The organism is Paenibacillus sp. CAA11 (genome assembly GCF_003060825.1).
Classification (GTDB): Bacteria; Bacillota; Bacilli; order Paenibacillales; family Paenibacillaceae; genus Fontibacillus.
In genome coordinates this window covers 15,001-29,422 of sequence record NZ_CP028922.1, presented here as the reverse complement: position 1 = coordinate 29,422, position 14,422 = coordinate 15,001, and the positions used below count along the sequence as shown (strand labels likewise).

At 48.1% G+C, this 14,422-nt stretch carries 15 protein-coding genes and 2 rRNA genes (1 of these 17 cut by a window edge); 2 read left to right on the top strand and 15 right to left on the bottom strand.

All coding sequences use genetic code 11. From position 1 onward, the window contains the following. Window positions 1-142: 142 nt before the first annotated feature. Window positions 143-910: a TatD family hydrolase gene (locus tag DCC85_RS00135; protein WP_108463748.1), complete on the bottom strand. Its 768-nt coding sequence runs from the start codon at window positions 908-910 to the stop codon at window positions 143-145. A gap of 16 nt (window positions 911-926) precedes the next feature. Further along, entirely contained in the window at window positions 927-2,210 is a 1,284-nt protein-coding gene (locus DCC85_RS00130) for an HD domain-containing protein (RefSeq protein ID WP_108463747.1), read from the bottom strand. 308 nt (window positions 2,211-2,518) lie between these two features. On the opposite strand from DCC85_RS00130, the gene DCC85_RS00125 reads away from it, so the two are divergent. Then, entirely contained in the window at window positions 2,519-2,773 is a 255-nt protein-coding gene (locus DCC85_RS00125; protein ID WP_068778580.1) for an AbrB/MazE/SpoVT family DNA-binding domain-containing protein, read from the top strand. A gap of 161 nt (window positions 2,774-2,934) precedes the next feature. Here DCC85_RS00125 and rsmI read toward each other — a convergent pair whose 3' ends face one another. From rsmI to DCC85_RS00075, 10 genes are all read right to left on the bottom strand, one after another. Beyond that, entirely contained in the window at window positions 2,935-3,819 is an 885-nt protein-coding gene (gene rsmI / locus DCC85_RS00120) for a 16S rRNA (cytidine(1402)-2'-O)-methyltransferase (RefSeq protein WP_108463746.1), read from the bottom strand. 2 nt (window positions 3,820-3,821) lie between these two features. After that, entirely contained in the window at window positions 3,822-4,583 is a 762-nt protein-coding gene (locus tag DCC85_RS00115) for a tRNA1(Val) (adenine(37)-N6)-methyltransferase (RefSeq protein WP_108463745.1), read from the bottom strand. Window positions 4,584-4,665: 82 nt separating this feature from the next. Continuing rightward, entirely contained in the window at window positions 4,666-5,031 is a 366-nt protein-coding gene (locus tag DCC85_RS00110; protein ID WP_108463744.1) for an initiation-control protein YabA, read from the bottom strand. A gap of 31 nt (window positions 5,032-5,062) precedes the next feature. Continuing rightward, entirely contained in the window at window positions 5,063-5,863 is an 801-nt protein-coding gene (locus DCC85_RS00105; RefSeq protein ID WP_108463743.1) for a PSP1 domain-containing protein, read from the bottom strand. 96 nt (window positions 5,864-5,959) lie between these two features. After that, the gene (holB, locus tag DCC85_RS00100; RefSeq protein WP_108463742.1) at window positions 5,960-6,952 is read right to left on the bottom strand and encodes a DNA polymerase III subunit delta'; all 993 of its coding nucleotides are present in this window, start codon (window positions 6,950-6,952) and stop codon (window positions 5,960-5,962) included. A 109-nt stretch (window positions 6,953-7,061) separates the two neighbouring features. Next, the gene (locus DCC85_RS00095; RefSeq protein ID WP_108463741.1) at window positions 7,062-7,505 is read right to left on the bottom strand and encodes a YaaR family protein; all 444 of its coding nucleotides are present in this window, start codon (window positions 7,503-7,505) and stop codon (window positions 7,062-7,064) included. Window positions 7,506-7,677: 172 nt separating this feature from the next. Further along, window positions 7,678-8,007 (bottom strand): cyclic-di-AMP receptor, encoded by a 330-nt coding sequence (locus DCC85_RS00090; RefSeq protein WP_068699021.1) that lies wholly within the window; start codon window positions 8,005-8,007, stop codon window positions 7,678-7,680. Window positions 8,008-8,234: 227 nt separating this feature from the next. Next, window positions 8,235-8,873 (bottom strand): dTMP kinase, encoded by a 639-nt coding sequence (tmk, locus tag DCC85_RS00085; protein ID WP_199910000.1) that lies wholly within the window; start codon window positions 8,871-8,873, stop codon window positions 8,235-8,237. 25 nt (window positions 8,874-8,898) lie between these two features. Next, window positions 8,899-10,488 carry an aminotransferase class I/II-fold pyridoxal phosphate-dependent enzyme gene (locus DCC85_RS00080; RefSeq protein WP_108463739.1) on the bottom strand — a complete coding sequence of 530 codons (1,590 nt, stop codon included), beginning with the start codon at window positions 10,486-10,488 and terminating at the stop codon, window positions 8,899-8,901. 137 nt (window positions 10,489-10,625) lie between these two features. After that, a complete protein-coding gene (locus DCC85_RS00075; protein WP_108467640.1) occupies window positions 10,626-10,814 on the bottom strand; it encodes a sigma factor G inhibitor Gin in 189 nt (62 codons plus the stop codon). Between the two features lie 227 nt (window positions 10,815-11,041). Here DCC85_RS00075 and DCC85_RS00070 point away from each other — a divergent pair, with 227 nt between their 5' ends. Then, window positions 11,042-11,569 carry a hypothetical protein gene (locus DCC85_RS00070; RefSeq protein WP_108463738.1) on the top strand — a complete coding sequence of 176 codons (528 nt, stop codon included), beginning with the start codon at window positions 11,042-11,044 and terminating at the stop codon, window positions 11,567-11,569. Window positions 11,570-11,646: 77 nt separating this feature from the next. On the opposite strand, the gene DCC85_RS00065 is transcribed toward DCC85_RS00070, so the two are convergent. From DCC85_RS00065 to DCC85_RS00055, 3 genes are all read right to left on the bottom strand, one after another. Next, window positions 11,647-12,072 carry a 6,7-dimethyl-8-ribityllumazine synthase gene (locus DCC85_RS00065; protein WP_199909955.1) on the bottom strand — a complete coding sequence of 142 codons (426 nt, stop codon included), beginning with the start codon at window positions 12,070-12,072 and terminating at the stop codon, window positions 11,647-11,649. Between the two features lie 231 nt (window positions 12,073-12,303). Beyond that, window positions 12,304-12,420 (bottom strand): 5S ribosomal RNA (gene rrf / locus DCC85_RS00060). A 232-nt stretch (window positions 12,421-12,652) separates the two neighbouring features. Next, a 23S ribosomal RNA gene (locus DCC85_RS00055) occupies window positions 12,653-14,422 on the bottom strand; it runs 1,161 nt beyond the window's last position.

The window sequence follows — 14,422 nt, the reverse complement described above, 5'->3', positions numbered from 1 at the left end:
TTTTGGAACCATGTTGTAAAGGAGAGATCAACTACGTTTTTTTAAAAAAATGGTTAAAAATCTGTAATAAACTCTGTTTTTTTAATTAAAAAACATTAATCTTTTCCAAAATCTCGTTTTTTCATCGGTTTTGCTCCCGATATCAGCGAATGTCAAATCGTTCCAGTGCATTTTGGGTAGTGATTTGCGCGATTTCCTCCAAGGACATCCCCTTGAGCTCGGCCGCCATCTCAGCCACTAAACGAACGTGAGCAGACTCATTTCTTTTTCCACGGAATGGGTGTGGTGTTAAATATGGGGAGTCCGTTTCAATGAGCAAACGATCGAGTGGAACCTGTTTTAGGACCTCTTTAGGCTGCTTTGCATTTTTAAACGTGATCGGCCCGCCAAACGAGATATGGAATCCCATATTCATACATAATTTGGCAGTTTCCCAGCTTCCTGAAAACGAATGCATGATGCCTCCAACTTCGCTGGCCTTCTCTTCCCGCAAAATCTTCACAATATCCTCATGTGCGTCACGATCATGAATGACAATCGGCATGCCAAGCTCTCGGGCCAATCCGATTTGACGGCGGAAGACCTGATGCTGCACTTCTTTGGGGGAAGTATCCCAGTAGTAATCAAGTCCAATTTCCCCAATGGCTACCACCTTGTCATGCTTGCACAGCTCAGCAATCCAGTCCAAATCCTCGTCCAGCATAGTAATTGCGTCCTGCGGATGCCATCCGACGGCAGCGTATATGAAATCATAAGTTTCAGCAAGCTTCATGGTCGAAGGGATCGTCTCCCGGTTAAATCCGACATTAACCATCCGGGTTACACCGGCTTCAACAGCACGGGCAATCGTCTCCTCCCGATCTTCGTCAAATTGTGGTGCATCCAGATGCGTATGAGTATCAAACAGCATATTGTACAGTTCCTCCTTACACTTCAAAAAGTTGTGCGATATGTTGCGGCAGTTGGTCCTTTACCGCTTCCAGCTTCTCCTTCGGATAATACAAATGGCAACGGCCACGGTGTAGACCGCTAATCGAACGAACGATATCGGATACCTCAGAAATTTCGCGCAGATTGTCCTGCCTGTCCAGCAGCAGAATCTCCTTGCCCTTCAGCTCATCATCAGGACGGAACACATCATAAGGCAGGTCTGTCGGAAAATCAATTTCTAAGTCATATTCAGCATTCAGCCCTACTTGTGCGAATGCGCTGCGCAGCTGATCGACCATTTCCATATCGATATGATCAAGTTCTACATATTTATACAGCCTTCTATCTAAAAATCTGGCACAGAGGCTGCCCAGAAGCTCATCTTCTTCATTTGTCCACTGCATGAAGGCCGTCTGCACCAAAGCTTCATCCAGAAGCAGATATTCTGTAACCGTCAGCTCCCGCTCAAAGAGCCCCGGAAGAGGATCTGGGAGGAAGCGGAACCCATAACCCTGCTGATGAAGCTCTTTGGCTCTGCGGAAGATCTGTCTAAGCAGAATTTCCGAGCTCCGGGTGACCGGGTGGAAATACACCTGCCAATACATTTGATACCTCGACATGAGGTAGTCCTCGACAGCATGCATACCCGATTCCTTGACAACCACCCGCCCCTGAAAGGGACGCAGCATACGAAGGATGCGATCCATATCAATGGTGCCATAATTCACGCCTGTAAAATAAGCGTCGCGCAGCAGGTAGTCCATTCGATCTGCATCTAGCGGACTGGATACCAGGTTAACCACAATAGGCTTCTCATAGTCTTTGCGAATAACCGCAGCAACCTTCTCCGGGAAATCCGAAGACACTCTTCGAAGGACCTCCGCTACCTGTGTATCCCCCACCAAAATTTTGCACGTCCAATCTTCATGATTCATATCGAAGGCTTCTTCAATGGAATGAGAGAAGGGGCCGTGGCCAAGATCATGAAGAAGTGCCGCACATAATGCCAGCAGTCGTTCTTCATGAGGCCATCCGGAATAGCCGCTGCGTTCGAATTGAGAGATAATCCGGCGCGTAATTTCATAGACGCCTAAAGAATGAGAAAACCGGCTATGTTCTGCCCCATGAAAGGTTAAATAAGATGTACCCAACTGACGGATACGCCGCAACCGCTGAAATTCTGGGGTATTAATCAGAGCCCAAATAATTTCGTCCTGTACATGAACGTAGTTATGAACCGGATCTTTAAATACCTTCTCTTCACGAAGTGATCGATACATAAGAATTGAACCACCTTTCATTCAAGCTAAAAAAATAAAATAATCTCTATTGTCGACTACTTTTGTCGAATGATGTCGTTTCATGATGGCTTTGTCTAAAGAGCGGCGAAAGTTGACGAAATAAGTATCTACGCCTTATTATAAGGGTTCTTAGAGGTTAAAATAACTTTTTCAGGAAACAATCTTCTTTTTTATCCATTAATAGGTTGACTAATCTGGCAATGGTTGGTATTATAAAAAGCAGAAAAAAGAGAACTGTGTCGAATCGTGACGCATTTAAACTATAGCGAGAGGGGCAATCATCGGTTATGATGAAATCAACAGGTATTGTAAGAAAAGTAGATGAACTGGGACGGGTTGTTATCCCTATTGAATTGCGCCGCACACTTGGCATCGGTGAGAAAGACGCCCTTGAAATTTATGTGGACGGCGAGCGCATCATGTTAAAGAAGTATGAGCCTGCATGTATTTTCTGCGGTAATGCAGAGAATGTAACCTACTTCAAAGGCAAAATTGTTTGCCACGAATGTCTCAGTGAGCTTCCTACACCTGTGACAAATTAAGATTTATAGTATATAATAGTTTTACTGAATCTGTTAATTCTAACCTTTTTCATATCTCCTTGGTGCCTTCCTTGGCTTGAACCCGGCCTTGTGAAGGCCATTTTTTTGCCTTATTTAGGAAAAAACCGTATATTCATGCACGCCCGCCGCAGCGGAGGATATTATAACAATGCGTTATAAATATCCCGCTTTGACACCCCTCGGTCTCCCGCTGTTCTCTTCATAGCTTCTTTGCGATCCAGCCCTTCCTCTACATAATGACCTACATGTTCCTCTAGGGTCAAGTTTTGCCACCAAGCGTCTCTACGCTGCTGCACTTCCTCTGCTTCAGCTCCCCCAATGACGATACAATATTCCCCCAGGGGTGGATGTTCTTCTAAATGCTTCAGACAGCTGCTCGCTGTGCCACGGGCGATTTCTTCATATCTCTTGGTAAGCTCTCTGGCGAGCGTCACACTTCTATCACCCAGTACCTCAAGAATCGCCTCTAAGGTCTTCATTACGCGGTGAGGGGATTCATACAGCAAAATACTGCCTTCGTAATCTTCAACCGAACGCAGCTGCTCCTCCTTAGCCCTTTTCTCCCGCGGCAGAAAACCAAGAAATTGAAAGCGCTCTGTGCCAAGCCCAGATACAATGAGCGCAGATAAAGCCGCATTGGCTCCAGGGACAGGAATGACGGAAATCCCCGCCTCCAAAGCCAGCTTGACCAGGTCACTTCCAGGGTCTGAAATAGCCGGCAATCCGGCATCACTGACCAGGGCTAAATTTTTTCCTTCTATTATATAGCGTATTAATTCAGGGCCACTGGCCGCCTTATTATGCTCATGATAGCTGAACAGCTTCTTGTTTGTAATTTCAAAATGCGCCAGCAGCTTTCGGGTCTGCCGGGTGTCCTCTGCCGCGATCAGATCGGCCTCCTGAAGGATCCGAACAGCCCGGTAGGTCATATCCTCCAGGTTGCCAATCGGTGTCGCGACCAGAAACAGCTTGCCAGGGGAATCTGGCGCCTGCTCCTCAAAGCTTTTTTGCAGATTCAAATTCATGATTAACAATCCCCTTTATCTCTCATAGATCCATAATAAATGTCCATAATCTCCGGGCAGTACTCCCCATTCTCTTCATATACGATCAATGGAGGAAGCAGCCTGATATCCGGCTTACCGTCTCTTAGCGCCTCAATCAGCACCATATTCGCCTCCATCCCGATTCTCGGATGCACAAAGCGAATCCTTTTCGGTTCAAGCCGGTATTGGCGCAGCAATGTGATGATTTCTCCCAGCCGCTGTGGTTTATGTACCATAGAGACTTTACCACCTGGCCTAACCAGTTTCATTGCCGCATGAATCAGCTCTTCCAGAGAACCATGGATCTCATGACGTGCAGCGGCCTGATGCGGGTTGATCTTCAGATCACCCGTACGCATCGGCATATATGGAGGGTTCATCGTAATGGCGTCGTATTTGTTATGCCCTACAAGAGCAGGCAGCTCTCTCAGGTCTCCTGCGTGAATAGTAATTCTATGCTCAAGCCCGTTCATTTCTATACTGCGCCGTGCCATATCAGCTAATCTATCCTGGATCTCTATCCCTTCAATCATCGCTTCTGTTCGGACTGATAGAAGAATGGGAATCACTCCATTCCCGGTGCAGAGGTCAAGAATAGTTCCACGCCTTGGCAGTGAAGCAAATCTGGACAACAGCACAGCATCCATAGAGAAGCTGAACACTTCATCACTCTGGATAATCTGCAAGTCCTGATTAAGCAGGTCGTCCACCCGCTCACTTTCTTTTAACTGTACTTCATTCATCGCCTTCCATTCCTCTTCCCTTCGTGTTAGCGTATTACAGTCTTCACTTGCAAAAAAACCGTAGGTTTGCACCTACGGCTTCTTATTTATTCAAAAATGACAGGCAGAAGAGACAATCTCCCTCTGTACGTAAATGTCCGTAATACACATTACAAATATGAAAGCCCTCGTGATATAGCCGGGCCAGGTTGTCATAACCTTCACCGACAATATCCTCTCCTTCTTCCGTCTCTCCCGAAACCGCTTCGCCCTCCGTAGGGATTACATCCCCGGGTTCTCCGGCCTCCCTCTTAAGAATCTTGCGCAGTTGCTCATTCTCAAGCGACAGACGCTGATTCTCCTCAAGCAGCTTCTTCACTTCAAGCTTGAGTACGCTCAGCTCCTCCTGGGCCGTCCCCATTTGCAATTCCAGTTCGTGCAAGTGTGTAAAAATATCTCTTTTCTCCAAGTTCCCACCCCAGAGTCAGTCTCTATGGTATTTACTTGATGACTACGTCATCCAGCGGAAGTTCTTTAACCTTACCCATCTCAAAAATTTGTACATGCACTGTACGCGCGCCGGTATTCAAGCCGACGACTTTACCATCACCCAGAGAGGTGATGACGACCTTACCGACACTTGGCAGCTCTTCCTTCACGCTCTCATAGTTATCATGCTCAAATTTCAGACAGCACATAAGTCGGCCGCAAAGACCGGAAATCTTCGTAGGATTCAGGGACAGACTCTGATCCTTCGCCATCTTAATGGATACGGGCTCAAAATCACCCAACCAGGATGAGCAGCAGAGCACCCGGCCGCAGGGACCGATACCTCCAAGCATCTTGGCTTCATCGCGTACTCCGATCTGCCGTAGCTCAATTCGAGTCCGGAAGATGCTGGCCAAGTCTTTGACAAGCTCACGAAAGTCAACACGGCCTTCAGCTGTAAAATAAAAAATAATTTTATTGCGATCAAACGTAAATTCGACATCGACCAATTTCATTTTCAGATCATGGTCTTTAATTTTATTTAAACATGTGACGAAAGCGTTACTCGCCGCAAGCTTATTCTCCTCCACAACACGGGCATCACTGTCATCAGCAATCCGTATCACTTTCTTCAGCGGAAGCACCACATCTGATTCATCCACCGTTTTCTTGCCGACAACCACTTTGCCATACTCGATCCCGCGTGCTGTCTCCACAATCACGCTCTGATCCTTCTCAACAGGAAGGTCCAGCGGATCAAAGTAATATATCTTGCCCGCTTTCTTGAAGCGGACACCGACTACAGTGTACAAAAACTAACCCCCTTGTATAACATGTCAACTTGCTTAATGGAAGCCGCACGTCCTGCAGCATTCTTAACCTACATGGTGGGAGGATAGCTTGTCTCTTCAGTTCACACCGAAAGCCGCTTGTTGTATATTCAATAAAAACTGCTCCAAGCATAATTGGCCGTTCATATTGTACCGGAGCTTCTTCTTGGCTTCCGCGGCATATGCCATGCATTCAATCCATGCCCCGGTGCTGCGGCTTCCGGCAGTTTTGGAGATAAACTCCCACTCATCTATAAAAACGATATGATCGTGCTTGTCAGCCTGCGCTTGAATCATGTCTTTGAACCATAAATGAAACATATCAAATATCATGGCCAAATGATCGCCCAATCCTGCTTTAAATACGCTTTGCTGGGCTTTAATCAGCGGAATGCCGCCTCTGCCTGCGGATTCCTTCCCTAATTGTAACACTACGTTTCTAATTTCTGCAAACCAATTCTGGGCTACCAGTTCCCGGCAATCATCGAGTCCTGCGGACAGATGAACTGCACACCGGGCAAGGGTAACAGGCACCCCCTCATCACTTAGCTTTTGCAGCATAAGAGAAGGTTCCAGAGGGTTGAATGATACCCATTGCGCACGGGATTGAATCGTAGGCAGAAGTGCCCTGCCGTTGTCGGTCAGCAGAATCGCTACAGCCGGAGAGGGCGGCTCCTCTAGAAATTTCAAAAGACTGTTCGCCGCCTGGACATTCATCTTCTCAGCCTGATCAATAATATAGGCCTTAGGGTTACCGGTCTCCGAACGATAGGAGAAAATTCTCTGGAGATCGCGAATTTGGTCAATCTTAATAGACGAACCGTCCGGGGTAACGATTTGAAGGTCCGGGTGGTTGCCGTGAAGCAGCTTACGGCATTCAAGACACTGTCCACAGGCCTCGGTTCCGCCTTCCGTGCAGAATAAGGCTTGTACAAAGGCAAGCGCCATCTGCATCTGCCCGCTTCCCGGAGGACCATTAAATACATAAGCATGAGAGATTCGCTTGCGCGCAAGACTGCCCTGCAGCAGTTTCTTAGCGTTGTCTTGCCCCATGATCTCCTTGAATGACATATAATCACACTTTCTATTCAGATAGAATGAACTAAAGAACTGAATGTTATAGGACCGTATAAGGTCGTTATAAAATACAAGCTTAATGTAAAACTTTAGTTCAATCTATCTAGAAGCTTAAATTAATGAGCAGACCGCGGATTTCTCCAATTTTCTGCAGCAGATCAATCTTACCCTGTTCCGTATCTAACAGATCATCGGCCATCGACAAGAGGGCTGAATCAATTTCATCAAGCAGCTTGTACCTTTTGCCGCGGCCTCTGCGGTCCCAGCCTCTGGTTTCCTTCACACCGATGCCACGTCTAACGGTATCCTCCAAAAAGCGTTTGACTAGCAGACGGTAAGCCTTTAGCTCTCTAATGGTCATCGAGCGAGCAAGCCGGTCTCCCTGCTGCTGAATCTCATTGAATCGCCGGTTTAGTTCTTCCTGTGTAGCCCGTTCTCCCTGCTGATGCATGACATCGGAGAAGCTCTTGGCCTGAACGGGCTTAGCTGTTCCTTCAGTTACGCTTCTCCCGTTATTTAAGGGCCTGAACCCTGGATCGATTTTCATAAATCCCCCTGCCCATCTTATTCATACTGAATATACCTAGTGAAAAACGGCTGAGAGGCCCTGCATGGACTTCCCAGCCGCTTCTCTAGTGGCACCTTGGAGCTGCCTGCTGAAGAGGCTAACAACCCCTAAAGCTTCCTTCACGCACAGACAGGTGAAAGCTTAGAGCCGATTAGAAATGCTCGAAGCGGTCAACCGGCAGAACGAATACGGTAGCTCCTCCGACCTGAACCTCAACGGGAAGTGGCAAATATGAATCGGTCGTACCGCTCATCGGTGTCACCGGAGTAACAAGCTGTTCCCGCACTTTACAGCTGCTGCGGATAACGCCCAGCACAGTTTCTACTTGGCTGTCGTCGACCCCGATCATAAAGGTCGTATTTCCAGCGCGGAGAAATCCACCCGTACTGGCCAATTTAGTGGCCCGGAAATTTGCCTTAACCAATGCACCGGACAGACGGTTGCTGTCCTTATCCTGAATAATCGCCACGATCAGCTTCATGTTGAAACCCCTCCTCGTAGAATATAAGTTCAAGGCCCTATAGGAATAATATACGTCTATGGTAGTTATTCCTGCGATAAAGAATACATGCTCCGATATTGCTGTAGAGCTGACATACATTCTTTATCTATCCGAACTATGAGCTAAGCCATAATAGAGTCTTCATATCATAGTCCATCTATCATCTATTATAACGTAATTTCACTATGATTATTTGACAAATCGGATCAAAAATCCTTTAAAAATGTCTCAAGATAGCCAGTTATCTCTTGACATACCTCACTTTGTGTCCTGGCAGCATCAATAACCACCATCCGCTCAGGGTACATTTCCAGCACCTTGCGGTAACCTTCTCTTACTTTGTGATGAAAATCAATAGCCTCCAAATCCAACCGATCAACATGTCTTCCTTCAGCCGATCTGATCCGCGCAAGCCCTATCTCCGGTTCAATATCCAAATAAAAAGTGAGATCAGGAAACCGGCCTCCGGCAGCAAACATGTTAATATCCAGCACCTCTTTCAAGCCAAGTCCCCGAGCATACCCTTGGTAAGCAAGACTGCTGTCAATAAAACGGTCACAGAGGACGATCTTTCCCTCCTGAAGAGCGGGTAAGACTTTCTCGGCCAGATGCTGACTGCGGGCAGCTGCATACAGCAGGGCTTCTGTCCGAATATCCATCTCTGTATGGAGTGGGTTGAGAATGATCTCACGAATGCCTTCAGCAATGCGAATTCCTCCCGGCTCCCGGGTAATCATATAAGGCTGCTTACGTTCCTGCAGCCAACTCTCCAACAGCGGGAGCATAGATGTCTTCCCAGAGCCATCTCCTCCCTCAAGCGTAATAAATACTCCTCTATTCTTAATACCTTCCATAATAACCTCCGCTTATCTATTCCATCTGGTATACTTTGATGCTGCTCAGCGAAGGATCTGCAATACCTTGAAACTTCGCCCCTGTGTTCTTAAGCTGAATCCATTGCTTGATATGAGCATCCTTAATTCGTTCTCCCGGATACAACAGGGGAATACCTGGAGGGTAAGGAATAACCATCTCCCCGGCCAATCTCCCTTTGCTTTCATTTATAGGAATCTCCTCAAGCAGAGCCGGCTTGGGTGGTTCCATGCTAAATGAAATCGGCTCTGATATAGGATCATTCTCCAAAATGTTCCACGTGGAAAGTTCCACACTCAAGGTCTTCCTCTTATTTTCGTCATCTTCTAGGGCGGTGCTATCCTGAACCGAGGCCATCTCCAGATAATTAGGGTTTGCCCGATTGCTCACCAGCTCCAGATCTATATGAGCTAAAGCCTCCCTTAAGCGAACAATGTCCTGCTCTGAAGTGGACAAGCTGAACGCCAGCACCACGTAATGCGGATCGCTCATTTCAGGCACGCAGCCCAGCTCCTCCAGCTTCATCTGGAGCTCCGAACCGCTAAGGCCCGCTGCTTTATCATATATCACAAGCTTAAAAGGGTCCTGCGTGCTATAGAATGGTACCGCTCTCCCTGCAGTCTCTGTCAATCCATCGGCCTCTGTACACTCTACCCATCCGATATACTTAAGGCTCCGCAACTCCTCTTTTAGCTGCTGAATAGCACTCAGCGCCTCTGCGATCCTCTGCTTGCCTTCCTGCTGAACATAGCTTCGGCTTAGATCGAGCGACGCCATAATCAAATAGGATGGACTGGAACTTTGGATCATCCCTAGACGCTGGCGAAGGAGTCCCCGGTCAAGCCTTGGCCCCTGAACATGAAGCATTGCCCCCATCGTCATAGCTGTAAGCATCTTATGCGTGGACTGGACAACGCCATCCGCACCAGCAGCCAGTGCGCTTTCCGGCAGGCCGGCTGCCAGCCCGTAATGAGCGCCATGCGCCTCATCTACGAGCAGCGGCAGGCCGGCTGCATGACAAGCCTCAGCCAGCGGCCTGAGGCTTCCCCCCATCCCGTAGTAGTTCGGGTGTGTGACGAGTACGCCCTTAGCGCCAGGATAGCGGCGCAAGGCCTCACACACCGTCTCCACCGACGGGATGGTGGCCAGACCACTCGTGCCGTCCACCTCCGGCGCGAGGAACACCGCTTGTGCGCGGGCCAACATCAATCCGTGAATGACGGATTTATGGACATTGCGCTGCACAAGGAGCACGTCGCCTGGCGATGCACAGGCGGTAAGAATCAGCGCCAGGTTACCTGACGTACTTCCTCCAACGAGGAAGTACGTCTCTTCGGCGCCGAATGCCACAGCCGCCAAGCGCTGAGCCTCCGCGATTACCTCTTCCGGGTGGTGGAGATCATCCAGTCCGGTGATCTCCGTAGCATCGATGGTCATCGCTTCCCTCAGCACGGCTGTGAGGCCTCCTGCAGCTGCTCTATAAGCTGCGCCGTCTTTATGGCCGGGCACATGAAAGGATGCATCCTTTCTGGCTGCATAACAATTCAGCGCCTGCAGCAGTGGAGCCTGCTGTTCATATCTATCCATTTCTATGAAAATCCTTCCGAAAAAGCTTTTTTACCTATTTTATCGTAAAAGCCCTCATGCGACTAGCTCATATCCGCCTGGGTACATATAAGCAAAAAAGGACCCCGTATCTGCTGCAGGTCCCTTATCACATCAAATTATGCATTTCTTTGCATCCAAATTTGCTTCATACGATGTACGAAATAATGATATTTTTCATCTTTAACATCTGTGTGGACCATTTCAGCCTCACAGCCTTCGCAGATAAACTCAGATACAATAAAAATGCCGTCCTTCTTCTGCTGTCCGCATATAATACAGGTATCCTGTTTAACACTTTCGTTCATCATAGGCGATCCCACCTTATCGCTTTTACTATCAGTATGCCACAGATTCTACTCTTTTAAACCTCCTCATAGTGTGATGATATTTTCTATATCATATGCAGACCTATAACTTTGGGTGTTTGTACCTACCCGATTCATTACAGAAATCATTCACTTTAGCCGATATATGAAGTAAGATCTTCTCAAATGGCTTTTCCTTAATTTAGATGTAGGAGGTTATCTTGTTTATGGATGTCGCTGAGAAAAACACGAATGCGACCTACTATCAATATCGCCTGTTAAAAAAAATTGCATTTCCTAATCCCTTTATACATAGTCTTCTAGTGATTCCGTTCATATGGTTGATTACCGCACTGATCCTATGGGGCTGGATGAGCTTCGTATACGTACTGCTAGCTGCACCAGTCGCCTACTGGATCCAATACGTGATTTCGCGCTCTGTACTGATCATTATCAGTCATTCCTATCGCAAGCGATGGCACCATTCCTTAAAAATGCCATGGATCGGCTATATGCCTGGCCAATTTGTAGCCTACGGCACGATGCGTAAGGTTACGATCCACACAGCCTGGATCGGATTCTGTCTAGCTGCAATCCTGCTCCCATGGTGTCCACCTGCCCTAGTAGGCTCCCTCTTCTTTTGGCACATCTGGCTGCTCATCCCTAGAACTTATGCCTTTATAGGAATGCATGGGCAGCGTAAAGATGGAATGATTAAATTTAATGAGAACGACGTATCTTACTATATGCCTTAATCAAAAAAACCTGATCCCTTATGGATCAGGTTTAACTCTTATTTTATAGTACAGGTTAGTTCAGGATACCCTTATTATTAAGGATTACTCTCCAACCCATGAATCACCACTTTATTTGCTTCCTTAGGTACAGTGATAACTATAGAATCCTTCTGCAGGGATAGCTGTACGATTTGTTTATTCTTCGTATAAACATGAGTAGAGCCTTTCTTAGCCTCTTTCTGTTCGGTCCATCCCCAAGCCTTGATCTCGTCCTCATACTCCTCTGGAAGGGTCTCCTTTAATCCAGGCATAGAATAACGGACATAGGCTACCTTTGAATTATTGGGTGCTGTTTCAGTGGTACTGGCTTCCTTAGGCACAGGGAAGCTTTGTTCTACCGCCGCACCGTCAAAAGCCTTCCAGGATAACTCTGTTGTAGAATTACAGCCAGCAGTCAGGATGAGCACAGCCGACATCACCGCTAGGAAGCAGAATAAATAACCCTTATTCTTCAGCGTCATGATATCCCCCTTCCCTCTGTTCAAACTACTCCGCTGAAATTGTTCCAGGTCATTCGTCTTAGTTCCTATAGTCACATAATACAATCTTACCTCATTATAAAGGCTGAGTCCTTTTGGAATGTAACAAAACGGTTACATTCCTTTTGATAGGATCTTCAAAATCCTTACCTCTATATCTATTAAGTTTATAAAAAAATAAAAACCACCACCGGTAATCGGCAGTGGTTCTTCGCTTGGCGGCGTCCTACTCTCCCAGGACCCTGCGGTCCAAGTACCATCGGCGCTGGAGGGCTTAACGGTCGTGTTCGGGATGGGTACGTGTGGAACCCCTCCGCTATCGCCACCAAACAGGTTTTTTCCGGTCGCTATCGCTCCCTGAAATTCATCAAGGAAAATAACCCACCTTCAAAAACAGCCTGCGAGTAAATATCAAACCTTGATATCCACCCACAATTGTTCAGATGTTTAATCACCTGAAAACTGGATACGAAACTTCATTGCGCTCTAGTTATTCTCTGGGCCCCGCCAAAGTACTCGGAATCAGCTTCATCAGCCTTTTCTTCACTTTGTGGGGTCATTTTAGGATAAGCCCTCGACCGATTAGTACTGGTCAGCTCCATGCATTACTGCACTTCCACCCCCAGCCTATCTACCTCGTCGTCTTCAAGGGGTCTTACTAATTGGGAAATCTCATCTTGAGGGGGGCTTCACGCTTAGATGCTTTCAGCGCTTATCCCTTCCGCACTTAGCTACCCAGCTGTGCTCCTGGCGGAACAACTGGTGCACCAGCGGTGCGTCCATCCCGGTCCTCTCGTACTAAGGACAGCTCCTCTCAAATTTCCTACGCCCACGACAGATAGGGACCGAACTGTCTCACGACGTTCTGAACCCAGCTCGCGTACCGCTTTAATGGGCGAACAGCCCAACCCTTGGGACCTACTTCAGCCCCAGGATGCGATGAGCCGACATCGAGGTGCCAAACCTCCCCGTCGATGTGGACTCTTGGGGGAGATAAGCCTGTTATCCCCAGGGTAGCTTTTATCCGTTGAGCGATGGCCCTTCCATGCGGTACCACCGGATCACTAAGCCCGACTTTCGTCCCTGCTCGACTTGTCAGTCTCGCAGTCAAGCTCCCTTTTGCCTTTGCACTCTTCGAATGATTTCCAACCATTCTGAGGGAACCTTGGGGCGCCTCCGTTACTCTTTAGGAGGCGACCGCCCCAGTCAAACTGCCCACCTGACACTGTCCCCGCACCGGTTCACGGTACCAGGTTAGAACTCCGATACGATCAGGGTGGTATCCCAACGTCGCCTCCACCGAAGCTGGCGCTCCGGCTTCCTAGGCTCCCACCTATCCTGTACAAATCGTATCAAAGTCCAATATCAAGCTGCAGTAAAGCTCCATGGGGTCTTTCCGTCTTGTCGCGGGTAACCTGCATCTTCACAGGTATTAAAATTTCACCGGATCTCTCGTTGAGACAGCGCCCAAGTCGTTACGCCATTCGTGCGGGTCAGAATTTACCTGACAAGGAATTTCGCTACCTTAGGACCGTTATAGTTACGGCCGCCGTTTACTGGGGCTTCGGTTTACAGCTTCGGGATTACTCCCTAACCGCTCCCCTTAACCTTCCAGCACCGGGCAGGCGTCAGCCCGTATACTTCGCCTTGCGGCTTCGCACAGACCTGTGTTTTTGCTAAACAGTCGCTTGGGCCTTTTCACTGCGGCCCCCTCGGGCTATTCACCCTACCGAGGCACCCCTTCTCCCGAAGTTACGGGGTCATTTTGCCGAGTTCCTTAACGAGAGTTCTTCCGCGCGCCTTAGAATTCTCTTCTCGCCTACCTGTGTCGGTTTACGGTACGGGCACCTTCACCTGGCTAGAGGCTTTTCTTGGCAGTGTGAGATCATGACCTTCGCTACTGTAATTTTCACTCCCCATCACAGCCCAGCCTTAAAGTGTGCGGATTTGCCTACACACCAGCCTCACTGCTTGGACGGACATCCATCAGTCCGCGTCACTACCCTGCTGCGTCACCCCATCGCTCATAACGGTTTACGGTGGTACAGGAATTTCCACCTGTTGTCCTTCGACTACGCCTTTCGGCCTCGCCTTAGGTCCCGACTTACCCTGAGCGGACGAACCTTCCTCAGGAACCCTTAGGCTTTCGGCGGATCAGATTCTCACTGATCTTTTCGTTACTCATACCGGCATTCTCACTTGTGTACTCTCCAGCGCTCCTTACGGTACACCTTCAACGCATACACAACGCTCCCCTACCCCTGATGCAAAGCATCAAGCCATAGCTTCGGTGGTGTGTTTAGCCCCGTTACATTTTCGGCGCAGAGTCACT